The organism is Mycobacterium simiae (genome assembly GCF_008370645.1).
GTDB lineage: Bacteria > Actinomycetota > Actinomycetes > Mycobacteriales > Mycobacteriaceae > Mycobacterium > Mycobacterium simiae_A.
The window spans coordinates 1-26,539 of record NZ_VTZN01000062.1; the positions used below are offsets into that span (position 1 = coordinate 1).

Sequence of the window (26,539 nt, forward strand, 5' to 3'; positions counted from 1 at the left end):
TGCGGCGTAGGCCGTTGCCAAATCGTTGGCCAGCGGCGCCAGCGAGGCGCCGTCGGCAGCGATGTGGTGTATGACCAATACCAAGACGTGCTCGGTGGCTGACACTTCGATCAGCGCTGCCTGCAGCGGTATTTCGGTGGCCAAGTCAAACCTGTACCCCGCGGCAGCGCTGACAGCATCGGCCAGCTGCTGGCCGTCGGCCAGCTCGGCGGCGGTCATCGGTATCTGAACCGTTTCGGCGGGCAGGATTTGCTGATAGGCGACGCCATCGGTCTCGGCGAACACTGTCCGCAAACTCTCGTGCCGGGCTACCACGTCACCCAATGCCGCGCCCAGGGCCGCCACATCCAGTGTTCCGGTCAACCGCAACGCCAACGCAATGTTGTATGTCGCCGAGGGGCCCTCGAACTTGTGCAAGAACCACAATCGGGATTGCGCCCAGGACAACGGGATCCGCTCCGGGCGGGGGCGGGCCACCGGTGCCGCCCGGACCCCGCGGCACTGATACTCGTCCAGCCAGTCAGCCAGCTGGGCCACCGTCGGCGCCTCGAACACCGCCTTGATCGGCACCTCGACATCCAGCTCGGCCCGAATGCGCGCCACCAACCCAATTACCGTCAGCGAATGGCCACCCAGATCGAAAAAGCCGTCGTCGATGCCGACTGGCGCCCGGCCCAGCACTTCGCCAAACAGATTCGCTAACAACGTGTCTCGCTGATCTCGTGGAGCCCGGTAAGCAGCGGCCGACACGAACTCCGGTGCCGGCAACGCCGGCCGGTCCAGCTTCCCGTTGGTCGTCAATGGCAACGACTCCAGCACCATCACCACCGCGGGCACCATGAACGGCGGCAGCCGCTGCCCAACGAACCCACGCAACTGCGCGGCAATATCGGCATCGTCGGTTGCGGGTTCGAGCACCACATAACCCACCAACTGGGTGCCGTTGCTGGCGCTGACGACCGCTTGGGCCACGCCCGGATGCTGCAGCAATACGGCTTCGACTTCACCGGGCTCGATTCGGAAACCCCGGACCTTGAGCTGTTCATCGGCGCGGCCAACGAATTCCAAGGCACCCTGGGTATTCCAGCGCACCATATCCCCGGTCCGATACATGCGCTCGCCCGGCTGCCCGAAGCGGCACGCGATAAACCGGGACGCCGTCAACGCCGTCCGGTTCACATACCCACACCCGACACCGCGGCCGGCGACATACAACTCACCGGGGACACCCACCGGCACCGGCTGCAACCAGTCATTTAGCACGAACAACGCGGCGCCCGGTACCGGAAGGCCGATCGGCACGGATTCCCGACCCGGCATCAGGGGCGCGCTCATCGACACGTACATCGTCGTCTCGGTTGGGCCGTAAGCGTTTACCGTCACCCGCCCGCCAGCCCAGCGGTCGGCCACCTCGGCGGGGCAAGCCTCGCCGCCCAGCACCAACGCGGTCGGCGCCACACCGTGCGACGGCAACGCGGCGGCCGCTGACGGGGTCTGCGTCAAGACGGCAATCTCTTGCGAGATCAGCAGCTCCCGAAGGTCTTCCGGTGAATGGGTTACCGCCTCGGGCACCACGACCAGACGACCGCCGTGCAGCAGCGCACCCCATATCTCGAACACCGAGATGTCGAAGGCGTACGGATGACACTGGCTCCACACCTGTCCGATCGCACATGCCAGACCCGACGCCAGGGACGACGTCAGTTGAGCGACGTTCTGATGGGTTATCGCGACGCCCTTAGGGACGCCGGTGGTTCCCGAGGTGTACAGGATGTAGGCGATATCGTCACTGGTCGGCAGCACCAATTCCACGTTGCCGCAGGAAGGTTCGAGGTCGACGTGGTCGACGGTCAGCACCGGAATCTGGTATCCGTCCAGCCGTCCGGCCAACTCCGGGGTACTCAACACCGCCACCGGTGCGGCATCCTTCATCACAAGTTCGACGCGCGCCGGTGGCTGTGCCGGATCGATGGGCAAGTAGGCGGCCCCGCTTTTGAGGACCGCCAGGATCGCGATGATGGCCTGCGCCGAGCGTTCGAACATCAGCGCCACCACGTGTCCGGCGCCCACACCGCGAGCGGCCAACAGCAGACCGAGCCGGCTGGCGGCTTCGTCAAGCTGCCGGTAGCTCCAAGACTGGCCCGCGTACACCAGCGCCACCGCCTCGGGGCAACGGGCCACCTGAGCCGCGAACAACGCCGGGAGCGACGCAGACGCAGCCACCGGGGCTGTGATTGCGATCCTGTTACCCCACTCGTCCAACGCGGCGCGTTCCGGTGCGTCGAGGGGGTCGACCGTCGAAAGCCGGCGCCCTGGATCGGCCACCATGGCCGCCAGCACCCGCTCCAGCCGAGCAGCTATGTCGGCGGCCCCGAAATTCCCGAACGGCCGTCCGCGGCCTGCGGTGCTGAGCATTAGCCGGCCGCCATCGTTGATGAAAAACAATCCGAAGTTTTCCAAATGGCCGTATGCGGTGTAGACCAGCGTTGCCTTGGCGCCATGGAAAGGCGCAACCGCTGTCCAGGGTACGAAATTGACGACGACTCTTCCCGTCCGCGGCGCCTGTACCGGGAAACGTTGGTGCGGCATGGTTTCTCGAATCCGGTGTGCGACGTGCCCGCAGAAATCGATAAACGATGAGTCCGGCGCCACCTGCAACACCAGCGGTACGAAGCCGGAAACCATTCCGGGAATCGTGCGTAACTTTGGAGTCGTCCGCCTGCTCACCGGAAAATCCAATGCCACTTCCGGCCCCGAGCCGGTCCACGCACGCACTAAGAGGGCGCACGCTGCGGCGATGATCGATGTTCGGTCTACGCCCAGCGTTTGCGACAGTTTGTCAATCCGGTCCAATACGACCGGGTCCAATGCGACCGGCGTGGACGCCGTGTAGGAATCACCGCCGGCGTCGACCTGCGGCAGCTGCTGACGCGGGCCACTTCGCGATGGGAGGTTTTTGCTCCAGAAGATCAAATCGTCCCGGTAGTCGCTGGATTTCTGGTATTCCAGCTCGCATTCCACCAACTCGCGCAGCGTGCCGAATGGCGTGGGCGGTACTGTCGCGCCGGACACCAGCGCCGAGTAGACCCTGGCCACCCGGCTCGCGAATAGCGCGTAAGTGGACCCGTCGACAACTATGTGGTGGACACAGAGGAACCAATAGAATTCGTCGGCCCGGGTGCGAAACAACGCGAATCGGAATAATGGCCCAGGCGACGGCAGCCTGATGCGCTGGATGTCTGCTGCTCGCCGGTAGGCTTCCCGCGTCGGATCTGCCAAGCTGCTGAAGTCACGGAATTCGATATCGAACTCGGGATCGGCGATTATTTCTTGACAGACCTCGCCGTCCGCCTCGAAGGGCACGGCGCGCAGCGCTTCGGCCTCGCGAACGACGTGTCGGATAGCCCGCTCGAGCACATCAGGGTCCACCGCATCCGAAATGACGACGAAACAGCTCGTTTGCCACTCTTCGGCCAAGTCACCTATTTGCTGTGAAAGCCATACGTCCAGCTGGGCCCGCGTTAGCGGAAGAACCTGCCCAGCGTCGCGCATCCCACGTGTTGTTGGCATCTCAACCCTGTGTCGTCGTTCGATCGAATGGACCCCCTGTAGATGTCCTCTAAATCGAGTACACGGATTTCCGCGCGGGAAATATAGACATAATGACCTCTGTATCGGCCCGATTCTGGGCATAGTGGCCGTTGGGGCGCACGCCGCGGCACTGGCGAAGTCTCAGGCCGCAATATCTCATGTTGGCCTGCGGCCATGATGGGCGTTGAGCAGCGCTGTGGGTCTTGGGTTTGGGCGGGACGGTCGGGGTGGTCGCTGCGTGTCGTGCGGTGGCGTCGGGTCCTTGATCCCGGCGGCTGCTTGCTCCTTCTTTGGGGTCGATCGGACCGGACCCGTTGGTCAGGGAGCCCCCCGGAGGCGCTTTACTGCGTCGGCGAAATCCTCTGCCCACGGCTAGATTTGGGGGACACAGGATCAGGTAGCGGGAACGACGCACAAGGCGGGCGGCGGCGTGTGGGAGTCGGTAGTGCAGCGCCGTGGGCTTGGCGTTGCCAAGTTGCCGTCGAAGAGCACCAGCCGCATCCAGCACAGCAAGCCGATTGCGAGGGCGGCGGCAATCACCCACCCGGTGTTCATCGCAAATGAGTACTACGGCCAGCCTGGCAGGCCGGCGTCCTTGCCGCAGCGGATGAACCCCTCGACGCGGGCGTGCACCCGGCGCCGTGCCCGAGCAGCTGCCTTTGACCGCCGCTTGGCGTTCGCGGTCAGCTGGTAGCGGTAGCCGCTGAGTTGTTCGAACAGCGACAGCCGAGTGCCGGCCTCGTCCTCTCCGATATCAAGATCCGCATATCCGTCGGCCAGCCTTCGAGGCGGTCTCCGCCGGCGCTCTCACCGGCAGCCCGGTCAACTTGGCAACCTGCGGATCTTAGTACCCCAAATAGCCCATCGCAGCCAAGGAAACCCTGATCACAGCGCTACGGTGCCAGAAAATCGCCGGACATGTCCAACTCAGGCTCAAAAGCCGAGGCCGACGGTGAGCTGGGTAGGGCGGTCTTTGACCATCGTGACAATAACCCCATCATGAGCACGACAACGTCAGTTTGACCACAAATTTCGGTAGACACCGATCGGATACGGCTTACAGTAGCTTTACTCCGCATGGCTTTGGAATCATGCGGTGGCCCATTGACGAATGGAGCACAAATGAAGATCATCACGATGTTGAGGACGGCACTGGCGATCCTGGGCATGGCAATGATTGCTGTTGCCAGCGCATCGATCGCGTCGGCGGCGGACTATCCGGTCACCGGAAAGCTCGGTAGCGAGTTGACAATGACCGACACTGTCGGCCAAGTTGTCCTTTCCTGGAAAGTCAACAATCTCAGAACGAGCGCCGCCACCATCCCGGTATACCCTGTGGCCGGCCAGCTCTGGGAAGCTACCGCCACCGTCAAAGCCGTCCGGGGCACCGTCACTCCCGCCATCTCGCAGTTCAACGCTCGCACCGATAACGGCGTCGACTACCGAGTGTTGTGGCAAGCTTCTGGCCCGGACACGATTAGCGGAGCAACTATCCCCGAAGGCCAAGAATCGACCGGCAAAATCTACTTCGATGTCACCGGTCCGCCGCCGACCATCGTCGCCATGAACAATGGCATGGAAGACCTCATGATTTGGACTCAGTAACGCGCCTGATGCCTTCCAGCCTTACCTGCATTACGAGCCATCGATAATTCAATGACGTGCTTGTTCGGTTGCTCCGCAGGAAAGTGGCGGATCGTCTTCACCTAGACCGGCAGCCGCGGATATTCGGCCAAAGTCCCCTATGGTGACCGGTATGGCATTGTCACTGTGTGGGGGCCGGCTAGTCGCCGCGGTGGTGGCGCTGATCGGGGTCGGTCTCTTGCCGGCGGGGTGTGCTGCCGCCGATGCGGGTTGCGCCAACGGACAACCCGACGCCATCCCGGCCGGCAAAGGTCAGCGGGTGATCGTCGACTACTTCACCGCGGTCAACAGCCGCGACTACCGCACCGCATGGGGATATCTGGGTGCGCCGCTGCGCGCCAGGTACGGTGCGACGTCGCCGGATCGGGACGCGGACGGCCTGTCGAACTTCTCGTCGATCATGCGTGAGCACGTGAGATGCGTGCGGGTCACCAGCATCGCCGGCGCAACCAGTATCGACCCGGATATCTCGGCGTCGCTTGGAATCCAGTGGTATCGGGTGAGTTTCGATGCCGAGTACATCACCCCGTTCGAAGCCGGCGCAGGCACGCTACCGCCGCTCTACAAGACGCATGCCGACCCACATGAAGGAGCGCCGCCGCCGCTCATCATCAACCAGGGGACGAACCCCTGACGCCGGCACACCCGCTGGATACGTCCTGCCGCGCCGCCTGACCTTCGGTCCTGCAGACTAGAGAATCCCGAACCCATGCAAGGATTTCCACCCGAACCAGAACCCGAACACCAGCCCCACCACGACCATGATCGGTCGATTATTGGCGCGCAGCCAGCCCAGGATCCGGTCCAGCAGCGACCGTGACCGCTGCGGGAACAGCGCAGCCGCGCCGATGATGAGCAGATTGGCACTCATGGCAAGCAGCACGAAGGCAATGTAGGAGCCGATGTTGACCGCTCGCCCCTGTCCGGCATGGCCGATCACGCTGATCGCGGCCAGCGTGAACACCCAGGTTTTCACTGACACTGTGACCACGCCTCCGCCAATGAGGAAGGCCTTGGTGGGCGTGGCCGACATCAGCACGGTCATCCATTTCGGCGGCGGCGCATTGGGATCGTCGCCGCTCAACAGCTCTCGGGCCGCGGTGACCAAAAAAATGACGGCTACCACCAGCAGGACCGTCGACACCATCCAGCCGTGCGGGTGAGTCGAGCTAGCGCTACGGGATCCCCAGTGCAGGATGGTCCCAAAGATAAGGCCCTGCAGCAATCGGGTGCTGACATGTCCGGCGATCCAGGCGCTGGCGGCGCGAAGGTGCGACGGCGTACCCAGCAACATGATGGTGATCGCGATCTCGATCGGCTCCAGCACGCCGCCAAGGATCAGCGGAATGAGGCTGCTCCACATGGCCACCATCGGCTGAGGATAACCAGTGGTGACCCGCGTTCGGGCTATTGCGCGCTCAGCGCCGCTCGCATCTCCGCCTCGGCGATCGCCGCCGCCAGATCGGCGGGCTGCGGGTGGACGGTGGCGTCGATCCGATCGATGCGGCCGGTGAACCGGAAATCATGCCCGTATGGTGCGACTGGCGACCCGGTATCGGTCCCGACGTCGAGCGTTTCACCGCTCATCGAGAACCGGTATGGGACAGTGCGCTCGATGCGACTACTCACCACGACCGCGTCGTCGACGAGCAATGACACCGATGCTCCTTTGCCCAGTCCCCCACCGTCGTAGTCGAACGAAACACCTAGGGTGACCTGCCCATCCGGGAGTGGATCGGGCGCACTGATCGTGGTGAGTTCGTGGCCGAGATAGTTGTAGGCAAAAATTGGGATGCCGCCCTGCAGGTACAGGCTCCACCCGGCCATTGCCCCGCCAATGCATATCACCACTCCCTGGGCGCCGCCGGCCGGTATGTGCAGCTGTGCCCGTAGTTCGAACGACGTGCTGGTGTAGCTCAAGGTCGACGTTTCGGGGATGCGGGTGTGGCCGGCGTAGTAGGTGACCGAGGTGCGATCGCCAAGCAGGCTCGGCCGGTTGGCGGGCAGCGCCCGGGCCAGCGTTGCGTCGCTGAGTGGGTAGACGTTGTACTTGCGGGCTTCGGCATCGAACACCGCCTGTAACTCGGCGAGCTTTTCGGGGTACTGCGCCGCGAGGTCCACGCCCTGGCTGAAGTCGTCGGCCAGGTGGTACAGCTCCCAACGCTCGGCAGCGCCGAACGGGGTACTCAGCTGGGTACGGATCCAGGGCAGACGCCCATGGAAGCACGACGCCATCCAACCCCGATGATAGACAGCGCGATTGCCGAAGATCTCGAAATACTGGGTGGTCCGGCGGCTGTCCGCGGCGGCGTCGTCGAACGAGTAGCGCATGCTCACGCCTTCGATCGGCTTTTGCTCGATGCCGCTGACACGGGCCGGCATCTCGACGCCGGTGACCTCCAGGATGGTGGGGACGATATCGATGACGTGGTGGAACTGACTGCGCTGCTCCCCCGCCGCGCGGATGCCGCGCGGCCAGGAGATGGCCAGGCCGTTGCGGGTGCCGCCGAAATGGGATGCCACCTGCTTCATCCACTGAAACGGCGCATCAAGCGCCCAGGCCCAGCCGACGTTGTAGTGGTTCTCGCAGCGAGCAGTGCCGAAATCGGCCAGATGAGCAAGCAGCCATTCGGGGTCCTCGGGTAACCCGTTTTGAAAGGCGGGCGAGCTCCATGCGCCGTGCAGGGTGCCCTCGGCCGATGCGCCGTTGTCACCGCAGACATAGATGAATAGTGTGTTGTCCCATTGGCCTAACTGCTCGATGGCGTCGACCACTCGCCCGACCTGGGTGTCGGTGTGGGCCAGGAACCCGGCGTAGACCTCCATCAGACGCCGGGCGACCGGCTGGTACCGATCGTCGTAGTCCGCCCAGGCGGGTATCTGCTCGGGTCGCGGAGTCAGTTGCGTGCCGGGTGGGATGATGCCCAGCTTGATTTGACGGGCATAGATCCGTTCGCGCAACGCATCCCAGCCGTCGTCGAACTGCCCGGCGAACCGGTCCGACCATTCCGGCCACACTTGATGCGGGCTATGTGTCGCCCCGGGCGCGAAGTAGAGGAAGAACGGCTTGCCCGGCGCTGACGTCTGCTGCCTGCGGATCCACTCGATGGCCCGGTCGGCCAGGTCCTCGGTGAGGTGATAGTCGTCGCGCCCCAGATACGGCTCGATGGGTGTGGTCTGGTCGTACAGCGCCGGCTCGTATTGTGACGTGTCGGCGACAACAAAACCGTAGAAGCGTTCGAATCCCAGCCCGGTGGGCCAGCGATCGAACGGTCCGGCCGGGCCGATCTCCCAGATCGGGGTGAAGTGCGCCTTGCCGAACAGTGCGGTGTTGTAGCCGTTGCTGCGCAAGATCTCTGCGATGGTGGCGGTGCTGTGCGGCAAGACACTGTCGTAGCCGGGGAATCCGTAGGCGATCTCGCAGATGTTGCCCATGTGGGCGCTGTGGTGGTTGCGTCCGGTCAGCAGCGCGGCGCGCGTCGGCGAGCACAGCGCTGTGGTGTGAAACTGGTTGTAGCGCAAACCAACTCGGGCGACTTTGTCAAGCGTAGGTGTCGGGATCGGGCCGCCGAACGTGGATGCGGCGCCGAACCCGACGTCATCGAGCAATACGACCACCACGTTGGGGGCGCCGGCGGGCGGGTAGGTGATTGTCGGCTTGACTGGGGTGGCGTCGGTCGCTGTCGGGTTGATGATTCCGGTGAACTCTGCAGTGCCGCGTGGTAGGTCAACCACCATGCCTCCCTGATCTGACGTGGTGGGGCAATCTTCCCAACTGGTGTGCTAACTCGATAGCGATTCACCGTAACGGGACCAGTTCGCGGCTGTCGTCCGACCCCACCACCGGCGGCGCCCGGCATTGCCTCGACTACATCGTGCATAGTGTTCGGGCTCGGCGTTTGCGTGCCCAGCTTCCACAACACAGCTCTAAAGCAGCGTTAGAGCAGCTTTCGTCCTCACACCAGGATGGGTGGGCCGCCGAAGCAATCCGAACTGCCACATAGTGGCTTCTGGCATGGGCATCGACGGCCCGGCACCCAATTAGCTTTCACAGGCCGCCGACTGATGTCGGTGGATGCGCAGAGGTGATGTTCTCGAGGTCGGCGAGGGTAGCAGACATTACAGATGCCCCACGTTGAGTAAGCGCCTCAGGTCAAAAAACCCCGATAGCCCGCCCCCCGAGTTGAACACGCCGGACGTGAAACCGGTGAAACCATCGAGAGGGCCGCCGACAATTCGATTGCCAACGTTCAATATGCCCGAGGTTGGGCCGGGAATGATGAATAAGCCCGGGTCCGGGGTGCCATTGAGAATGCCCGAGGCTACGCTGCCGCTGTTCAAAAGGCCCGAGCTTCCGATACCAAGAGTCAGTCCTGAGTTGATGGCGAGGGTGTCGCTGACGGCTCCAATAGCCGTGTTCAGGTTGCCCGAATTCCAGAACCCTGTGTTTGCAGCACCGGAATTACCATTGCCGGTGTTTAGGTTGCCAGAGTTTCCGGAGCCCGTGTTCGCCGAGCCGGCGTTGCCAAAGCCGGTATTGAGGCTGCCGGAGTTGAAAAAGCCGGTTTCTATCTGGCCCGAGTTGCCGACACCGGTGTTTCCGAAACCAGAGTTAAACAAGCCGTGGGACCCGATACCGGAGTTTCCGATGCCGTAGTTGTTGCGAAAGTCCGGAATGATATTACTGCCGCTATTGAAAACGCCGAAGTTGTTGTCGCCCGAGTTGAAGAAGCCGACATTGCCGGTGCCCGAGTTGAACAAGCCGACGTTGCCGCTGCCGGAGTTCAGCAACCCGGCCAAGTTGATGCCTGTCTGATTGTTGCCGGTGAGCCCAATCCCGATGTTGTTGTTGCCGGTGTTGCCGAAACCGAAGTTGTTGATGCCGTTGTTGCCGGCACCGATGTTCAGGTTGCCGGTGTTTCCGCCACCGCGGTTGCCGATGCCGGTGTTTCCCAGCCCGATGTTGCTGTTGCCGGTGTTGCCGAAACCGAAGTTGTTGTTGCCCGGTTGAGGGGTGAGTACTCCGCCGAGACCGCGGTTTCCAAAACCGATGTTTCCGTTGCCGAGGTTGCCGGAGCCGAAGTTGCCAGTGCCGGTATTGCCGCTGCCAAGGTTGCTGTTGCCGAGGTTGCCGGAGCCGACGTTGCCACTACCGGTGTTGCCGTTGCCGACGTTGCCGCTACCGGTGTTGCCATTGCCCAGGTTGGCGTTGCCCTTGTTGCCAAGGCCCAAGCTGGGCAGGCTCTGCAGGAACTGCTGCAGGTTAGTGGGCAATTGAATCAACTGACCGGCCGCCGCTGAAGCCCCGGAGTAGTAGCCAACCATGGCGGCCACGTCCTGCGCCCACATCTCCTCGTAGACGGCCTCGGCCGCCGCGATCGCGGGCGCGTTTTGCCCGAAGATGTTCGACATCACCAGCTGCACGAACGCGTTTCGGTTGGTCGCCACCGCTGCCGGATGAATCATCGCCGCTTGCGCGGCCTCGAACGCGCTGACGATAGCCTTGGCCTGCCCGGCTGCACTCACTGCCTGGGCTGACGCCGCGTTCAAGAATCCGGCATATGGAGCCGCCGCGGCCACCATCGCCGCCGATGCCGAACCTTGCCATGCCTGACCAGTCAACCCCGCGGTCACCGACGAAAACGAATCCGCTGCTGAACCCAGCTCGCCGGCCAGGCCTTCCCAGGCTGTCGCGGCCTGAAGCATCGGCGCGGCGCCGGCACCAACGAACATCCGCAAAGAATTGATCTCCGGCGGTAACACCGAGAAATTCATGACCGTTTACCCTCCCGTGTTAGTCAACAGTTTCGACGATCAAGACCACGCGCTCAGAGACATTACTACGGCGATACTAAGAAAAAAAGGTCGTTTGGCACGGAAATCTATGGTAGATGTAATGTCTGATTGATTTACAAAAATTTTTGCTGCACGTATTGTTATTTTGATTGTAAAGATCGACGACATCGCAGCGAAGCCGGAAGGAGCAGACTCCGGTTGACAACCGCTAAAGCATTCCTACGAAAGGATTAGGGCAGGATCGAGAGGGGGATCCGGGCGCCATTCTGCTGGCGGGGCGAGCTGTCGGCATCACCACTTTAGGAGCCGATCGAAACCACTACATTGCAGTCGACCAGGCCAGGGACGCCAGCGGCAGCACGCTAAAGGGCATAAGCGATCCATGTCACCGTGCGGGTCCGCGATGATGGGGTCGGGTTCGCAGTTACTGCGCCGCTAGCCGAGGCGGGGCAGTCCGCAGTGTGGACCGGTCAGCGGATCAGCACCCAGATCAGTAACGGCGCCGGTGCTGGTGGGACCGGTCCATGGCGCAGATTTCGCCCTACTGTGATGGCCTGCCAACTAACCCCAGCGCAGCGGCAGTGCTATGAGCGCAAAAGCCTTTGATGGAAAAGCGATTTCGGCGCGGTACCCGGGCGGCGGCTCGAAGTCTGGGATCTGCTTGAGCCATTCCGAGACAATGGTCGCCAGCTGCATCCGCGCCAGATGAGAACCCAGGCAGCGGTGCGGCCCGCCACCAAATCCCCAGTGGCGGTGGACTTTTCCGTCCATTAGCAAATCGTCAGTAGACATCGCGTCACTGCCGTCGCGGTTGATCGCGCCCATGCACAGGTGCACCGGCGAGCCTGGCGGTAGGGTCATGCCCCCAACGTTGACGAACTCGGTGGTGATCCGGGGCGCGACCGGCGCCGATGGCTCCAGCCGAACGATCTCCTCGATGAAAACTCTTATCTGCCTGGCATTGTCGCGAAGTGCGGCGCGTAACTGCGGTCTGCGCGCGAGTTCGAACAGGGCAAAACCGATCGCCGCGGTCACCGTGTCTAGACCCGCCAGAATCAGCAGGTGGCTAACACCCAGCAACTCGAGATCGGTAAGGTCACCCGGGCCGGTCATCAACTGGGACAACATGTCCGAGCCCGGGTTTTGTCGGCGCCGCTGGATCGCATGGGTGAGATACTCGAGCAGCTCCATCTGCCCTTTCGCCACTTCGGCCATTGTGAGGAAGGGCTTGTCACCGACGATGGCATCTTTCCAGGCGATCACACAGTCACGATCCTCCGGCGGCAGCCCATAGAGGTCCAGGAACACTTGGAAGGGATACTGGCGGGCGAAATCAGCCATCGCCTCACACTGGCCTCGGCCGGCAAGTTCGCCAATCATGTTGGCCGCGTGGTGCTCTAGCAACGGCCGGGACTTATTTAGCGCCTGTGGGCTGAAGTAGGGCTGCAGGATTTTTCGGTAACGGGTGTGCTCCGGCGGGTCGAATGAGAGCGGAACCACCGGCAGCGGGTTGGTCGGCGGCTGCAGCACCCGCGACGAAAAAGCTTGGGGATTGCGCAACGCGGCAAGCACGTCGGCGCGCCGAGTCAGGTAGTAGTAGCCATTCATGAACACCACAGGCCCGGCGTCTCGCAGCGTCCGCCAACCTACCCCTCGATCTTCGGCCAGCGGCAACGACGAGTATTCGAGTCGCGGTAGATAGAACCCACCGATCCGGCTTTGGCCCGAACTGCTCATGCGGCGAAAATCTTTCCCCTTGTGCGTGTTGTATGTGGACACCGACGCAGTCAGGTCTGCTGTCACAGCCCATCTGGCATCTGTGAAAGAACCTAACAATCTGGCTGCTGTTGGGCATATCCGGCGGCGGGGTAAGTCGGCGACCGGTTCAGGTACCGATCGATCGGAGCCGGCAGTCGATTCGGCAGTGCGAGATCGGTTCCCACCTTCGACTGAACGAAGGTTTAACAGAAGTTTGCGGCGAATGAACATTTGGCATCGCCGGCGCCAGCTTTAACCTCCACGTTTATGTTTCACATATGTGGCGCTTCGGCCGAAACGTCACTAGCTGACGTGAAAGGACCGATGGGACTTCCAGGCAGGGGGCACCTGTCGCGGATGACCTTGTATCAGTTCGACGATGGATGCCGCGACCGCATCGGGTTGCCCGTCCACCAGCTCAGGCCGCACAACTGAAGGGATCGCATCAGCAACGAGCTATAGCTGCGCGATAGCGACGCCAATAGTCATCGGTTGAGGAGGGCTGTTGTTCGACTTCGTGTCGTTGCCGCCTGAGATCAATTCGGCCCGGATGTACTCCGGTCCCGGATCGGGGCCGATGATGGCCGCTGCTTCGGCCTGGGACGGGCTGGCAGCCGAATTAAGTGCGGCTGCAACAGGTTACAACGTGGTCATTGCGGACTTGACCGGCTCATCTTGGGTGGGTCCGGCTTCGCGGTCGATGGTCTCGGCGGTCACCCCGTACGTGGGTTGGCTTAGCGCATGCGCCGGCCACGCCGAAGAAGCCGCCAGTCAGGCCCGCGCAGCCGCCGCCGCGTATGAGACCGCGTTCATGGTCACGGTGCCCCCGCCCGTGATCGCGGCCAACCGGGTCTTGTTGATGATGTTGATCGCTAGCAATTTTTTCGGACAGAACACACCGGCGATCGCGGCAACCGAAGCTGACTACCTGGAGATGTGGGCCCAAGACGCGGCCGCCATGTACGGGTATGCGGCCTCTTCGGCGCTCGCCACGGAGTTGGGCCGGTTCTCGGCGCCGCCGAATACTACGAGCCCGGATGCGGTGAGCGGGCAGTCGGCTGCGCTTGCCAACACCGCCACGCCAGCCGCTGATTCGGCTCAGAACACAGCAGCCACGATCCCGCAGCTGCTCTCCGCCGCCGCGTTGCCCCAGGCGCCGCAGTACCTCGCAGCGCCAGCGGGTGCGTCACCGTCGGACGTGGTGATCGTCGTTGATACCGTAATCGGAGATGTTCCGGTGCTCGGGTGGTTGCCTACGCCTAGTAACAACTGGGCGGGGCTTTACCCCGGCATGTACACGGCACTACGGCAAACGTTGCAGGCCTACTTCGGAGTAGGTATTGCAAACTTCGGCTGGTCCATTGGGCAGCAGCTGTTTCCGGGCCTGGGAACGACGGCCGGCTCAGGTGGTGCCTGGTACCCAACACCGCAATTTGCCGCCTTGGGCGCCGAGGGTTGGCATTACCACGGGGGCGCGGGTTTGTCGGCAAGCTCGGCAAGCATGGCCTCGTCCACCAAGATCGGTGAACTTTCGGTACCAGCCGGTTGGGGTAGCGCCCCCGCCGGTGCGGAACAATTTGTCACGAAAGTGATGAGCGCGAACGTCATCACCTCGCCGGGCGATCCGAATGCCGCGAATGTGGTCAACACCGCCCTGCGCGGATTCCCGCTCGACTCGCATACTGCCCAGCGCGCGGGCAACAAGGGCATCCGGTATGGGTTGCTGTACCGGGTCCTCGCCCGCCCACCCTCGGCAGGGTAGGGCCATGTCCGCCGGAATCACACGCCGAAGGTCTTGGTCCGTAATGTTCTTGAGGAGGAAATCGCATGTTCTGCCTAACAGGTGACCTGCGGCGCTGTTGGCAACCAGCATTGTGCCGGGGATCGGCTCGGTGATGAGCTCCCAGAACATCACGACCGCCGCGCCCACGGGCGCCGGTGCCGCGCCCACGGGCGCCGGTTCGGCGCCCGCAGTTGAAGTGTCGGCTGTGACAGCGGCGCAGTTCGTCGTGCGTGCCCAGAGGTTTCAAACCGTCAGTACTGGGACTGCGACAGTTCAGGAGATGTTCGTCAACACCTTGCGCGTGAGCTCGAGGTCGGATGCGGCGACGGGGGCGGCCAACATGGTCGCGGCCAACTAAGGAGTCTGGACATGGCAATCGATTTTGGTGCGTTACCGCCCGAGGTCACCTCGGCAATGATGTACTCCGGTCCGGGTGCAACGTCAATGGTGGCTGCCGCTTCGGCCTGGAACATGGTGGCCGCCGAGCTAGCGTCGACGGCACAGGCCTATGACAAAGTGCTCACCCAGCTAGCCAGCGAGGAGTGGATGGGGCCCGCTTCAATTGCGATGGCCCAGGCCGCCGAGCCGTACGTGACCTGGATGGCAAGTACGGCCGGCCAAGCCGAGCATGCCGCCGCCCAGTCTCAAGCGGCCGCAGCAGCATTCGAGACAGCATACGCTGCGGTGATTCCTCCGCCGCTGGTCGCGGCCAATCGCGCCGAGCTGGCCCAAGCACTGCAGACCAACATCTTTGGCCTGAACAACGGCGTGATTGCGCAGTTGGAAGCCCAATACGCTGAAATGTGGGCCCAGAACGCCTCGACCATGTACAACTATGCCGCATCTGCTGCGGCGGCCAGCAAGTTCACGTCCTTCACCGCGGCTCCGGCGATTGCCAACCCGGCAGCTACGACCGCTCAGGCCGCCGCCGTCGCCGCAGCCCAGTCCGGCCCGGCCGCCTCGATACAAGACTCGCTGCAAAGTTTCTTCAACCAGATCACCGGCCAGCTGGCAGTGCTCTCCACGCCCGGCGGGATCCAGCAACTGGTGTCGCAACTTGGGCCGCCCAACTTCCCGTTCTTAACCGAAATCTGGTTCCTGTTGACCGGGCAGACCGCGCTGCCCAACAATCTGGGAACCTTCATGCAGGGTTATTCCAACTATGCGAGCTTCTTCTACAACACCGAAGGTCTGCCGTACTTCAGCGTTGGTATGGGCAACTTCGGTGTTCAGATCGCCAAGTCGGCGGGGTGGCTCAATGGCCCGACGACGGCGGCCGCAGCTGCCATCCCGACGCCTGCTATCGGTGGAGCGCTCGGTACCGCTGGCGGCCAGGTGGCGGCAGGTCTGGGCGAGGGAGCCCACATCGGACACCTGGCAGTTCCGTCCTCCTGGCCGGGGGCATCGGCGGCGCAAGCGGTGCAACCAGCTGTGCGAATGATCAGCGAGCCCATCACAGCAGGCGAGTCCGCCGGGGCGGCGAACGTGCTGAGCGGCATGCCCGTGGCCGGTGGGCCTACCGCGCGTGGAGCGGGGGCGGGGCCCCGATACGGGTTCAAACCCACCGTCATGTCCCGCCCAATGCCCGCCGGCTAGAGCTAAACCAACCGCATACACCCGGACGCGCCCACCGCCACGCCCGGTGGCCGCCCAATTCTGGCGCGAAGCCTTACTTCAGCCGAGCCCCCAAAATGTTTGGGCGCTTTCGTCTTCGGTCTGTCAGTAACTGACTGGGTGATTAGGGCTGGCCGGCCAGCACACCCCCAGCTCATGAGATGGCGTTTACCGCCGTCGACAATCGCGACTTGAACGCGTCCGGAACGGGGATATATCCGTTGTCGGCCAAGCCATTTTGGCCCGCGCCGATGGTGCTCTGCAGGAAAGCTTTGACGGCAATACCAACTTGAGTGTCAGGATACTTGGAGCAGACAATCTCATACGTGGCCAGCACGATCGGGTAGGAGCCGGGCTGGCTGGGCCGGTAGAACGAGATGGTGTCGAGGATAAGGTCGTTGGTCTGGTTGATGATGCCGGCCGAGGCGATGGTCTGCGCCACGGAGTCCGGGCTGATCGCTACCGGCTCCGGACCGGCTGACGTGATGATTTTGGCCATGTCCAGGCGTTGTGCCTGGGCGAACGACCACTCGTTGTAGCTGATCGTCCCTTCGGCGCGCTTGACGGCCGCGGCGGTGCCGTCGTTGCCCTCGGCGCCTTCGCCGACACCGCCTCTGAACTGCCTTGCCGCACCCTTACCCCAGGCGCCGCCCGAAGCTGTGTCGAGATATCTCTGAAAGTTATCCGAAGTGCCGGACTCATCGCTACGAAAAACCACACGAATCGGCTCGGCAGGCAGACTCGCACCCGTGTTCAACGCTGCAATCGCAGGATCGTTCCATGCTGTGATGGTGCCGTTGAAGATTCTGGCCGCTGTTGGACCATCTAGAATCAGCGACGAGACCCCGTTGACGTGATAGGTAATCGCGATCGGTCCGAACACCACCGGCAGGTTCCACGCTGGCGAACCACATCGTTGCTGGGCCTCGGCGTATTCGCTGGGCGTCAACGGCGAGTCCGAGCCACCGAAATCGGTGTGGTTACCCGTAAACTCGCGAATCCCAGCACCCGACCCGTTAGCGGTGTAGTTGAGCGTCTGACCCGAACAAGCCTGTTCGAACGCTTTAACGAACCGGATCATCGCGTTGGCCTGAGCCGTCGACCCGCTCGCCTTCAATGTTTTCTTTCCGCCGCAACGCACATCCACCGCCGACGTGGCTGTCGGTGCACTTGCCTTGTTGTCACTGCCGCACCCAGGCAGCGCCAGCGCAATGGCGGCCAGGACGCCCGGCAAGACGCTAAACCGGTTGAGTTTCAACTTGATTCCTTTGATTCAGTTGTTCTTCGACAGCTGGACCCTGAGCACTGCGGACAAAGCCGCGCTACCTTGACGAGCAATTGATGTGGCCGTCGCGCGGGCGAAAAATCTCGCGAGAATCGTCGTCCGCAGGGTGAAACCCTACTGCGACTTTGGTACATGGAACATTAACTGCCGGTGGCCTCGCAACGACCTGATCATGAACGGGAAACCCGCCATGGGTTGCCCACCGGCAGTGGATTGCCAAACTGGTCGCGCCCCTTGGACCATCACTGCCTCAGTCCGCAAATGACGTCGACCCGAGCCGCAGCGGCAATGCCGCCCGCGATGTCAGCGGGTGACCAGAATCCGGACATCGTGGTGTCTTCTCTGGTTCGGAAGTAGACGGTGGGTAAACAAAGCATTTATAACTACCCGCAGATCTAGAACTGTGGCCCAGCACTGGCGAAAATTGGACTTCGAGAAGCCGACACTCCAACGTTCGCGGTGCGGCTTCGCGTCAGCAAGCCATCTCATCGCAGGAGCAATTCACATGTATTTGCGCCTCCTTGCGGCTGTAGGGCTGCTCGCGTTGCTTAGCCCACTCGCAGTCACGACCGCTCATGCCGATGCGACCGACGACAAGTTCTTGGCTGACCTGAGGGCCGCAGGCATCACCGATCACTTGTCCAACGCCCACGCGATCGAGGCCGGCCATTTCGTCTGCGTCAAACTCGACAACGGCATGTCACCGAACGATGTGGCGAATGATGTGCTCAACAGCAGTAGCATGCCGGCCTATCACTCCGGCTACTTCGTCGGCGCCAGCATCAACGCATATTGCCCCCGGCACAAGGCCGATCTGGCTGCCTCGTAAGCTCGGGCGAGCACCAGAATCTGACCCCGCAGGAGGGTTCCGGTGCGGAAACGCCGTATCGGGAAAACCATGACGAGCGAATGGGCGTAAAAGCTAATGCACTCCCAATGCCCCACCCAGGTATTGGGAGCGGCAGGCTCGGCGGGCCAGCTTGCCGCTGGTGGTACGCGGAATAGCGCCGGCCGGGAGGAAACGCACGTCGGCGACCGACAGCTTGTGGCGGTCGGTAACCGCGGCACGGATTGCCTCGATCGCTGGCTGCGGATCGGCACGGCTGGTGCCGGCCGCACGTTCGGCGACAATCACCAATTGCGGGCTGGTGTCGTTCGGGTCGGTGTTGTTCGGTCCGGGCAGTTCGCTGGCCGGTGTCGCGAAAGCCGTGACATATCCGCGCCGCACGAGTGGCGACGCCGCGGCGACCGTGGCCTCGATGTCCTGCGGATAGTGCTGGTGCCCGTCGATGGTGATCAGGTCGGCGATCCGCCCCGTAACGTAGAGCTCGCTGTCGAGGTAGACGCCCAGATCTCCGGTCCGCAACCAGGTGCTTCCGATCGCAGCGCCGGCGGCCCGGCTGCCTTCGTCGAGCTGCGATTGCAGCTTCGCGCCGAACGTCCGGCGGGTTTCTTCGGGCCGTCCCCAATAGCCGCGTCCGACATTGTTACCCTGCAACCAGATTTCGCCGACCTCCCCGTCTGACAATTCGGCTCCGGTATCGGGATCGGCGATCACAGCCCACAGGCTGCGGGCGACCTGACCGCACGACACCTGCGCGACGGCGTTGGGGTGATCGGCAGCGACGCATACCGCGTGCCCCGCACCCAGATCTTCCCGGTCGAAGTAGACCACTGTCGTCTCGGCGGCGTGGTCGATGGTCGCAATGAGCAGCGTCGCCTCTGCTATGCCGTAGGAGGGTTTGAAAGCTGTGCGTGGTAATCCGTAGGGCGCGAAAGCTTTGTTAAAAATTGTGACCGCGTCGATGCTCACCGGTTCGGACCCGATGATCAGCACGACATTACTGAGATCGATATCGTCGCCTTTTGCGGGTAGGCCACGCTGCGCGGTCCACTCGTAGGCGAAGTTCGGCGCTGCGGTGACCACCTGGCCGGTCCGGGATCCAGCAGACAACGCATGAATCCAGCGCTGCGGCCTCCGAACGAAGGCGGTGGGTGACATCAGGGTGGAGTGCCCGCCGTATACCGCCGGAAAGCCGATCATGGACAGGCCCATGTCGTGGTAGAGCGGTAACCAGCTGACGCCGTGCGTGTTTCGGTTCAGCAAGTCGATCGACAGGATCATCTGCACCAGGTTGGTACCGACGGCGCGGTGGGTGATCTCCACGCCGACCGGGGGTCGTGTCGAGCCCGACGTGTACTGCAGGTGCGACACCGCGTCGATGTCCAGCTCGACTGGGGTGAACAGCTCCCCCGCCGTGTCAGGTATTTCATCGATCGTGATCACGTGCGGCTTCCGTACCTGCGGATGGCTAGCCAGAAAGCCCTCGACCGCGTCCTTCGCGGCCGCTGTGGTGAGTACGACTGTGGGCTCGGAATCGCGCAGCGCCGTATCCAAACGTTCTGCGTGGCCCGGCAATTCCGGGGCAAACAACGGTACCGCAATGGCCCCTGCCTTGATCGCTGCGTAGAACCCGGCAACGTAATCAATGCCCTGCGGCGCAAGGATCGCGACTCGGTCACCGCCACCGGCGAACTGTTGTACGTGCGCGCCAATGGCCTCAAGCCGGACCCCGAATTGCGCCCAGGTCACTTCGACGGCCTGCCCGTGAGCTGAGCGGGTGTGGTCAAGGTAGCGGTACGCCACCGCGTCACCAACATTTGCGATGTTGCGTTGGATGAGCGAGATCAGCGTCGTGCCTTGCGGCAGCGCGATATTGCCGTCAGCGGCCAGGCAGTCCTCGATCTCTAGCAGGCCTTTTGGCGCTGTGCAGCCCTGCCGCGAACCGTCATTCATAAGCGCAGTCTATGCATCCCCACTCGTCGGACATGGCAACCCGCAGCAAGATACCATCGCCGTCCGTGACGCCAGATGACTACATCCTTGCGCTGCGGCGCGACGGAAATCGGATTGCTGTGGCTGCCGACGGGTGGTTCGCACGCATCGTGCCCAGTTGCCCCCGATGGACGATCGCTGACCTCCTCTGGCACCTCGGCAACGTTCACACATTCTGGAGGCAGGTCGCCGTTGGAGTTGTCATTGGGCCAGGCACCTACCGAGAGCCGGGACGACCGAATGAAACTCTGCTCCGTTGGTTTCACGACGGATTGGAGGAGACCGCCGACACACTCGGCCGGATGGACCCCGAAACCCCGGCGCGGACCTGGGGACATCGCAAGAACGGCGCGCCGACGATATCAGCAAGTGCTGGGTGATCGAGACTGGACGCGGAGCATGTCACGCCGTGCAAGCCGGCGCCACGGCCGATGCGACGGTCAGTGCCACCGCGTCGGATCCACGTCGACGGCGACATTCAAGCACTCGCTCGATTTCTAGCACGGGCAACCTTCTGATCGACGAGCAGCTACACACTTGAGGCATCGAGGGTGTAGCCGCCGTCAAGGTTGCTACGAGGCAGGTTCCTGCTCGCTGGCTTCGCAGTAGGCAGCGCCGAAATGCGGCACCTCCAGCGGACCAGCTCGCCGCGCCGCCGAGATCGCGCTGCTGAGCAGCGGCGCCAAACCGGCAAACGAGCCGACGTCGAACAACAGCAGCGTCAGCAGGCGGTTATGCACGTAAGCGAACGCGCTGCCGGTGTCTGGGTCGGCCCACCCCACGGTTCCGCCGAGACCGATATGGCCAAACCCTTTCAGCAGGCCCGGGACTGGTGAAGATTGATAGCCCTGGTGGTAGGTGAACGGAAGCCCCAGGTTGAGATCCAGCGTCAGGTTGGACTTCCCCTTGAGTTCGCGCGCCAACTCCGAAGACAGCAGCCGGGTTCCGTCGATGACGCCGTCGTTGGCGATCGCGGCGTACACCTTGGCCAGGGCACGTGCGGTGACGACGCCGTTAACGGCCGGAACTTCGCCGTCGAGAAACGGCATATCACCTTGCAGCATGGACATAATGCCGGGGAAGTAGATCGAGCCCAAAAGGCCGGAGAACGACAAACCGGCCACCTTGGGCGCGACGAAGTCGAGCACCGGCATAGCGATATTCAGCTGGGGTAGCAGTGTCTGCGCCGCTTTGGTCGGCGCATCGGTAGGTGGGCGGCCGAGGTGCAACCCGTCGGTGTTGAGCGGGCCCGCAAGTTCTTGGCGGAACAAGTCGCGCATGCCTGTGCCGGTCACCGCCCGGGCCAGCCCCGACAACAGCCATCCGTACGTGATCGCGTGATAGGCCAGCTTCCCGTGCTGACGGTCCAGCGGTGCCGCAGCCAGGCGCTGTTCCATCAACAGGTGATCGAGCACCTCGGTTTTGCCCACGCCGCGCAGATGCGCCAACCCGGCCCGGTGTTGCAACACGTCGCGAACCGTGACCTTGTCTTTACCGTTGGCTCCGAATTCGGGCCAATATTCGGCGACCGGGACGTCGTAGCACAGCAGTCCGCGGTCGACCAGCCGGTGGATCACCGTCGCGGCCAGCCCCTTGGTCGCCGAAAACACCATGGCACCGGTGTCGGCGGTCCAACGCACCTTGCCACGCCGATCTGACCAGCCCGTCCACACGTCGACGACTTGGACCCCGTCGATGTATACCGACAGGGCGCCGCCTCCGAACATGCGGCCGGGAAACAGTGCAGTTAAGGCTCGGACAACGCCAGCAAATCGGGAATCGCAAGCACCTTGCGCGCCGGACGGCAGGCCATCATCGCTCGTCAATACGGACGGTTTCGCCATACCGTGAATAATTACGCCAGCCGCAGCCACGCGCAAAGAAATAGTAATTTGGCCGGGCTACATCCAGATGCGGCCAAGTGCCTCGGCCATCGCTTCGGGATCCTGCTTGTCGACGTTGCAGCTGACGGCAACCGAGGTGCGGCGGTCACTGCTGACGCGAAATGCGGTCACGAAGCCGGCCCAGAACCCGTCGTGGTCGAGCATGCCGTTGGCCAGTGCGAAGATTCCCGCGCCGTAGCGGTCACCGCTGCCGCGCTCGGTTTCGACGGCCTCGGCCAGTTGGGCTTCGAGCAGCTTGGGTCCGCCGACCTTGCCGGTCCGGTAGTTGTCTCCCCACTTGGCGAGCTGGCTCGGTGTGGTTTGGATGGCGCCATCGCCGATTTGCTCCCAAGCGGCATCGGCCACCCGGTACTGGGCGGAGTCCCGTTCATATGGCAGGGCCTTGCTGGGGATCGCGCCGACCGGGTCCAGGACCATCGCCAGTCCGAGCGGCTGGAAGATTTCGGCGTTCAGGAAGTCTGGCAGCGTCCGGCCCGATACCTGGTGCACGACCTCGCCCAGCAGCAGATAGTTGGAGTTGGAATACTCGAATCGCGTGCCCGGCTTGAACGCGAGTTCTGCAGCGGCTGCCAACGCCTGCAGTGCTTCGGCCTGCGTCGTGCGGTCGCTGAGCTGATAGCCCTGGCTTTGCAGCAGGCCAATGTAGTCGGGGATGCCGCTGGTTTGGTGCATCAGCTGCGCCATGGTGACGCTGGCAGACCAATCGGGCAGGTCAGGTACGAATTCGGACACCGCGTCGTCGAGCGCTACCTTGCCTGCTTGGACCAGCAGCAAGAACGCGGTCGCGGTGAATTGCTTTGACACCGAACCGATGTCGAAAACCGTGTCCGAGATGATTTTTTCGCCGGCTGCCAAGTCTGCCATGCCGCGCACCCCGGTCCACACCACCTTGCCCTCGACGCCCACCGCCGCCGAGCAGCCCGGCTCGTCGGCCTTGACGGCGCCATCCAGAACCTCCTGGCTGCTACTGGCTTGGGCATAGTTGGCCATGGTGTTCGGCTGCTTGGTCGAGGGAGCGGTGGTGGTGTGCCGGCTACTGCACCCGCCGACGCACCCGCCGACGCACCCGCCGAAGAACAGGGCTAGCAGTGTCGCCCACGTGCGCAGTTTGCGGCGGCGACGCCCGCCACGAAATTCGGTTGCGCCAGGCCAGGCGGACTTGATAGGAATTGCGGCCATGGCAGGGAGCAGCGACATCTCAGTGTGAGCTTTCGTCTCGCGCGGCCACCGTCGTCCTATCCCTCTCATTCTTCGAGGACTCGCCCATGCCCGACGCGTCTGTCGTCTGTTCGAATCTGTCGTTCTCCTGGCCGGATGGCACCAGTGTTCTCGAGGGTCTGTCGTTCGTGTTCGAGACCGGCCGTACCGGTCTGGTGGCATCCAACGGTGCGGGCAAGACTACGCTGCTGCAGCTGATCGCCAAGCACTATCGCCCCGGCGCGGGCAGCGTGTCGGTGCACGGGGTGCTGGGATACTTGCCGCAGCATCTGTCCTACACCGCAGATCTGACTGTCGCGCAGGTTCTCGGTGTTGCGCCTGTCTTGGCTGCCCTGAGCGCGTTAGGCGATGGGGATGCTGATGAGGAAATTTTTGCCACGATCGGTGCGGATTGGGACATCGCCGACCGCGTCACCGTCGAGCTGAATCGACTGGGATTAGGCCACATTGAGTTGGATCGCCGCCTGGATAGCGTTTCCGGCGGCGAGGCTGTGTCGTTGGGTCTGGCGGCGCAACTGTTGAAGCGGCCCGATGTGCTAGTACTCGACGAGCCCACCAACAACCTCGACCTAGGCAGCCGCCGTCGGCTCTACACCGTGCTCGACGACTTTCCCGGCTGTGTGGTCGTCGCCAGCCACGACCGCATGTTACTGGAGCGCATGGATCGTATCGCAGAACTCAACATCAACGAAATACGTTGCTACGTAGGTAATTACACTTGCTACGAGGACGCGATGCGGCGTGCGCAGGTTGTTGCCGAACAAAACCTGCGCAACGCCGCAGCCGACCTCAAGCGCCAGCAGCGGGACCGGCAGAAAGCCCGCGAACGGGCGGCGCGGCGTACCGGCACTGCGGTGCGCAACCGGCAGAACCTTGGTTTGCCCAAAGCGCTGCTGGACAAGCGCAAGAGTGCGGCCCAGGAGTCGGCCGGCAAGTCCGACCAAAACCACGCGGCGCGCGTGCAGATCGCCAGCGCCCGAGTCGATCAGGCCAGGGGCGCCCTTCGTCAGCCACCTGTCGTCTCCATAGACCTACCGGAAACCCACGTGCCCGCTGGACGGACCGTTTTCTTCGGCGAGGACCTGCAGGTTCGGCTTAACAGTCAACCGCTGTTCGCCGGCGAAGGCCTCGAACTGGCCATCCGCGGGCCGGAGCGCATCGCGCTGATCGGAGCCAACGGCGCTGGCAAGTCCACTCTGCTCGGCGTAATTAGCGGCCGAATTCCCTGTGAAGGAACGCGTTTCACGCGTGTACCGGTCGCCTACTTAAACCAGCGGCTGAACGTCCTGAACGCCGAACTGACCATCGCGGACAACCTGGCCGCGTTCGCGCCTACCATGCCGGTGGCCCAACGTAGGGCGCGACTGGCCCGTTACCTTTTCCCGGGGGCACGAGCTGATCGGCCCGTTGCGACGCTGTCCGGCGGCGAGCGGTTACGCGCAGCCCTGGTGTGTCTGCTGAGCGCTGAGCCGCCGCCGCAACTGTTGTTGCTCGACGAACCGACGAACAATCTCGACCTGCACAGTGTTGCCCAACTGCGGAGCGCACTGGCGGCCTATCAAGGTGCGTCCGTGGTGGTCAGCCATGACCAGCGATTTCTACGTGACCTCAAGCCGGACCGCTGGCTGCAGCTGTCCGAAGGTCGCCTCCGTGAGATTGGGGCGCCGGATTGACTGCTATGTGTCCGATCGCAGCAGCCGTCCGACCAGAGATCTGTTGGGGTCGGCCTCACGTTCGGCAAGCATCAGCTCGATGCCCTGCTCGATCGCGGCCGCGGTCTGTTCACGCACCTTGCGGGCTGCGTTGTCGTCAGCTTCCCTGCCCTTGAATCTTGTGGTGGCGATGGGCTTGCCGAACCAGTAGTACTGACGCTCGGGGCGCGGCACCGGTGTCAGACCCATCCCACGCACCAGCGGCGGGCCGTCGGACAACCCGAGCAGCTTCTCGGTCAGAAAGGCGGTGGGCGCCATCAATGGGGAATCGCTGTCGAGCAGGATATCGATGCCATGCTCGGCGCCGACCGACGCGAACGGCACGATCGGATACCCGTGCTGAATTGCCAGGCGGGCGAATCCGAGTCGGTTCTTCCAGACCAGCTTGTACTGCTCGTTCTTGCGCTTGTTGACTTCACGGGCGCCGCCCGGAAATACCATGATGATCTCACCGCGCCGCATCAACGCTGAGGTGATCTCTCGGGTTCCCTCGACGACGCCCATTCGGGTCAGGAGGTCGCGCCACCCCGGGACCTTGAAATGCGCGTGATCGCCGAGGCCCCGGACCATCCGGCCCCGCTCCCATAGCTCAGCGGCCATCAACGGCGCGTCGATGAGACCGAGGGTGTTGTGGTTACCCACTAGCAGCGCACGTTCGGTCGGCACGTTGTCGATGCCATAGGTCTTGGGCTTGATCAGGGTCCGCAGCGGCTTCATCAGTCGCAGCGCCGGTTCCACATCGGCTTTGGTCAGCGGGGGTGGCATTGCAATGGTCTCGGCGTTCGGCACATCGAGAGTATGCCTCGGCGCTGCCTCGACGGCATCGAATTCGCTTACAACCGTGGCGCCGGATGGCCTCGCGGTAGGGTACGCGGGTACATCTAGCCGCCAGGTGGGGAGTCGAGCATGCCGGGACGCACGTTTTCGTTCGAAGTCACCAAGACCAGTAGCGCTCCTGCCGCGACACTGTTCCGGCTCGTCGCCGACGGTGGTCAATGGGCGAGCTGGGCCAAGCCGATTGTCCTGCAATCCAGCTGGGAACGGCAGGGTGATCCGGCACCCGGGGGCGTGGGCGCCGTCCGCAAGCTAGGGCTGTGGCCGGTGTACGTGCGGGAAGAGACAGTTGAATACGAACAGGATCGCCGGCACGCCTACAAGCTGGTGGGGCCTGGCGCGCCGGTCAACGACTACCACGCCGAGGTGGTCTTGACGCCGAATGCCTCAGGCGGAACCGATGTTCGGTGGAACGGCTCGTTCAGCGAGAGAGTGCGCGGGACGGGACCCGCGATGCGGGCCGCCTTCGGCGGCGCGGTCAAGTTTTTCGCGGGTCGTTTGGTGACAGCGGCCGAGCGCGAATCGGATGGGTCGCGGTAGCGCTTTTGCCTTTTTGGAGCTAGA

Annotated in this window: 20 protein-coding genes; 9 read left to right on the forward strand and 11 right to left on the reverse strand. The window is 63.1% G+C overall.

What is annotated here, in order from left to right:
- A partial coding sequence (locus tag F0Q45_RS11985) for a non-ribosomal peptide synthetase (RefSeq protein ID WP_188112901.1) occupies window positions 1-3,570 on the reverse strand: 3,570 nt, incomplete at its 3' end.
- Between the two features lie 414 nt (window positions 3,571-3,984).
- Window positions 3,985-4,146, reverse strand: a complete 162-nt coding sequence (locus tag F0Q45_RS27655) for a hypothetical protein (RefSeq protein ID WP_188112902.1) — start codon at window positions 4,144-4,146, stop codon at window positions 3,985-3,987.
- Between the two features lie 567 nt (window positions 4,147-4,713).
- Between F0Q45_RS27655 and F0Q45_RS11990 the strand changes: the two genes are divergently transcribed.
- The gene (locus tag F0Q45_RS11990) at window positions 4,714-5,196 is read left to right on the forward strand and encodes an MPT63 family protein (RefSeq protein WP_149654167.1); all 483 of its coding nucleotides are present in this window, start codon (window positions 4,714-4,716) and stop codon (window positions 5,194-5,196) included.
- A gap of 151 nt (window positions 5,197-5,347) precedes the next feature.
- Window positions 5,348-5,869, forward strand: a complete 522-nt coding sequence (locus tag F0Q45_RS11995; RefSeq protein ID WP_262490963.1) for a hypothetical protein — start codon at window positions 5,348-5,350, stop codon at window positions 5,867-5,869.
- 57 nt (window positions 5,870-5,926) lie between these two features.
- Here the strand turns inward: F0Q45_RS11995 and F0Q45_RS12000 are convergent, their stop codons facing one another.
- The 4 genes from F0Q45_RS12000 to F0Q45_RS12015 all read right to left on the reverse strand — a co-directional run bounded on the left by F0Q45_RS12000 (window position 5,927) and on the right by F0Q45_RS12015 (window position 12,768).
- Window positions 5,927-6,607 (reverse strand): GAP family protein, encoded by a 681-nt coding sequence (locus tag F0Q45_RS12000; RefSeq protein ID WP_149654168.1) that lies wholly within the window; start codon window positions 6,605-6,607, stop codon window positions 5,927-5,929.
- A gap of 35 nt (window positions 6,608-6,642) precedes the next feature.
- Window positions 6,643-8,973, reverse strand: a complete 2,331-nt coding sequence (locus F0Q45_RS12005; protein ID WP_373424967.1) for an arylsulfatase — start codon at window positions 8,971-8,973, stop codon at window positions 6,643-6,645.
- A gap of 381 nt (window positions 8,974-9,354) precedes the next feature.
- Complete coding sequence (locus F0Q45_RS12010; protein WP_149654170.1) at window positions 9,355-11,010, reverse strand: PPE family protein; 1,656 nt, start codon at window positions 11,008-11,010, stop codon at window positions 9,355-9,357.
- 582 nt (window positions 11,011-11,592) lie between these two features.
- Window positions 11,593-12,768: a cytochrome P450 gene (locus F0Q45_RS12015; protein ID WP_149654171.1), complete on the reverse strand. Its 1,176-nt coding sequence runs from the start codon at window positions 12,766-12,768 to the stop codon at window positions 11,593-11,595.
- 526 nt (window positions 12,769-13,294) lie between these two features.
- Here F0Q45_RS12015 and F0Q45_RS12020 point away from each other — a divergent pair.
- From F0Q45_RS12020 to F0Q45_RS12030, 3 genes are all read left to right on the forward strand, one after another.
- Entirely contained in the window at window positions 13,295-14,551 is a 1,257-nt protein-coding gene (locus F0Q45_RS12020; RefSeq protein ID WP_149654172.1) for a PPE family protein, read from the forward strand.
- A 97-nt stretch (window positions 14,552-14,648) separates the two neighbouring features.
- Entirely contained in the window at window positions 14,649-14,930 is a 282-nt protein-coding gene (locus F0Q45_RS12025; protein ID WP_373424968.1) for a PE family protein, read from the forward strand.
- Between the two features lie 17 nt (window positions 14,931-14,947).
- Window positions 14,948-16,168: a PPE family protein gene (locus tag F0Q45_RS12030; RefSeq protein ID WP_149654181.1), complete on the forward strand. Its 1,221-nt coding sequence runs from the start codon at window positions 14,948-14,950 to the stop codon at window positions 16,166-16,168.
- 172 nt (window positions 16,169-16,340) lie between these two features.
- Here F0Q45_RS12030 and pstS read toward each other — a convergent pair whose 3' ends face one another.
- Entirely contained in the window at window positions 16,341-17,444 is a 1,104-nt protein-coding gene (gene pstS / locus F0Q45_RS12035; RefSeq protein WP_149654173.1) for a phosphate ABC transporter substrate-binding protein PstS, read from the reverse strand.
- Window positions 17,445-17,976: 532 nt separating this feature from the next.
- Between pstS and F0Q45_RS12040 the strand changes: the two genes are divergently transcribed.
- A complete protein-coding gene (locus F0Q45_RS12040) occupies window positions 17,977-18,300 on the forward strand; it encodes a DUF732 domain-containing protein (RefSeq protein WP_149654174.1) in 324 nt (107 codons plus the stop codon).
- A gap of 93 nt (window positions 18,301-18,393) precedes the next feature.
- Here the strand turns inward: F0Q45_RS12040 and F0Q45_RS12045 are convergent, their stop codons facing one another.
- Window positions 18,394-20,268 carry a fatty acyl-AMP ligase gene (locus F0Q45_RS12045; protein ID WP_149654175.1) on the reverse strand — a complete coding sequence of 625 codons (1,875 nt, stop codon included), beginning with the start codon at window positions 20,266-20,268 and terminating at the stop codon, window positions 18,394-18,396.
- Window positions 20,269-20,300: 32 nt separating this feature from the next.
- Here F0Q45_RS12045 and F0Q45_RS12050 point away from each other — a divergent pair, with 32 nt between their 5' ends.
- Window positions 20,301-20,687: a maleylpyruvate isomerase N-terminal domain-containing protein gene (locus tag F0Q45_RS12050; RefSeq protein ID WP_223163901.1), complete on the forward strand. Its 387-nt coding sequence runs from the start codon at window positions 20,301-20,303 to the stop codon at window positions 20,685-20,687.
- Between the two features lie 192 nt (window positions 20,688-20,879).
- Here the strand turns inward: F0Q45_RS12050 and F0Q45_RS12055 are convergent, their stop codons facing one another.
- Window positions 20,880-22,151: a serine hydrolase domain-containing protein gene (locus tag F0Q45_RS12055; RefSeq protein ID WP_149654176.1), complete on the reverse strand. Its 1,272-nt coding sequence runs from the start codon at window positions 22,149-22,151 to the stop codon at window positions 20,880-20,882.
- A gap of 57 nt (window positions 22,152-22,208) precedes the next feature.
- Window positions 22,209-23,408, reverse strand: a complete 1,200-nt coding sequence (locus tag F0Q45_RS12060) for a serine hydrolase domain-containing protein (RefSeq protein ID WP_306439431.1) — start codon at window positions 23,406-23,408, stop codon at window positions 22,209-22,211.
- A gap of 68 nt (window positions 23,409-23,476) precedes the next feature.
- Between F0Q45_RS12060 and F0Q45_RS12065 the strand changes: the two genes are divergently transcribed.
- Entirely contained in the window at window positions 23,477-25,102 is a 1,626-nt protein-coding gene (locus tag F0Q45_RS12065; RefSeq protein WP_149654177.1) for an ABC-F family ATP-binding cassette domain-containing protein, read from the forward strand.
- A gap of 3 nt (window positions 25,103-25,105) precedes the next feature.
- On the opposite strand, the gene F0Q45_RS12070 is transcribed toward F0Q45_RS12065, so the two are convergent.
- Window positions 25,106-25,906: a lysophospholipid acyltransferase family protein gene (locus F0Q45_RS12070; RefSeq protein WP_149654183.1), complete on the reverse strand. Its 801-nt coding sequence runs from the start codon at window positions 25,904-25,906 to the stop codon at window positions 25,106-25,108.
- 141 nt (window positions 25,907-26,047) lie between these two features.
- Here F0Q45_RS12070 and F0Q45_RS12075 point away from each other — a divergent pair, with 141 nt between their 5' ends.
- Window positions 26,048-26,515: an SRPBCC family protein gene (locus F0Q45_RS12075; protein WP_149654178.1), complete on the forward strand. Its 468-nt coding sequence runs from the start codon at window positions 26,048-26,050 to the stop codon at window positions 26,513-26,515.
- Window positions 26,516-26,539 lie beyond the last annotated feature (24 nt).

Excerpts from the sequence above, each read along its gene's own strand:
- F0Q45_RS11990 (WP_149654167.1), top strand. The coding sequence starts at position 4,714 with ATGAAGATCATCACGATGTTGAGGACGGCACTGGCGATCCTGGGCATG.
- F0Q45_RS27655 (WP_188112902.1), bottom strand. The coding sequence starts at position 4,146 with ATGAACACCGGGTGGGTGATTGCCGCCGCCCTCGCAATCGGCTTGCTG.
- F0Q45_RS12015 (WP_149654171.1), bottom strand. The coding sequence starts at position 12,768 with ATGAGCAGTTCGGGCCAAAGCCGGATCGGTGGGTTCTATCTACCGCGA.
- F0Q45_RS12070 (WP_149654183.1), bottom strand. The coding sequence starts at position 25,906 with ATGCCACCCCCGCTGACCAAAGCCGATGTGGAACCGGCGCTGCGACTG.
- F0Q45_RS11995 (WP_262490963.1), top strand. The coding sequence starts at position 5,348 with ATGGCATTGTCACTGTGTGGGGGCCGGCTAGTCGCCGCGGTGGTGGCG.
- F0Q45_RS12010 (WP_149654170.1), bottom strand. The coding sequence starts at position 11,010 with ATGAATTTCTCGGTGTTACCGCCGGAGATCAATTCTTTGCGGATGTTC.
- F0Q45_RS12040 (WP_149654174.1), top strand. The coding sequence starts at position 17,977 with ATGTATTTGCGCCTCCTTGCGGCTGTAGGGCTGCTCGCGTTGCTTAGC.
- F0Q45_RS12000 (WP_149654168.1), bottom strand. The coding sequence starts at position 6,607 with ATGGTGGCCATGTGGAGCAGCCTCATTCCGCTGATCCTTGGCGGCGTG.
- F0Q45_RS12055 (WP_149654176.1), bottom strand. The coding sequence starts at position 22,151 with ATGGCGAAACCGTCCGTATTGACGAGCGATGATGGCCTGCCGTCCGGC.
- F0Q45_RS12050 (WP_223163901.1), top strand. The coding sequence starts at position 20,301 with ATGGCAACCCGCAGCAAGATACCATCGCCGTCCGTGACGCCAGATGAC.
- F0Q45_RS12045 (WP_149654175.1), bottom strand. The coding sequence starts at position 20,268 with ATGAATGACGGTTCGCGGCAGGGCTGCACAGCGCCAAAAGGCCTGCTA.
- F0Q45_RS12075 (WP_149654178.1), top strand. The coding sequence starts at position 26,048 with ATGCCGGGACGCACGTTTTCGTTCGAAGTCACCAAGACCAGTAGCGCT.
- F0Q45_RS12060 (WP_306439431.1), bottom strand. The coding sequence starts at position 23,408 with ATGTCGCTGCTCCCTGCCATGGCCGCAATTCCTATCAAGTCCGCCTGG.
- F0Q45_RS12065 (WP_149654177.1), top strand. The coding sequence starts at position 23,477 with ATGCCCGACGCGTCTGTCGTCTGTTCGAATCTGTCGTTCTCCTGGCCG.
- F0Q45_RS12005 (WP_373424967.1), bottom strand. The coding sequence starts at position 8,973 with ATGGTGGTTGACCTACCACGCGGCACTGCAGAGTTCACCGGAATCATC.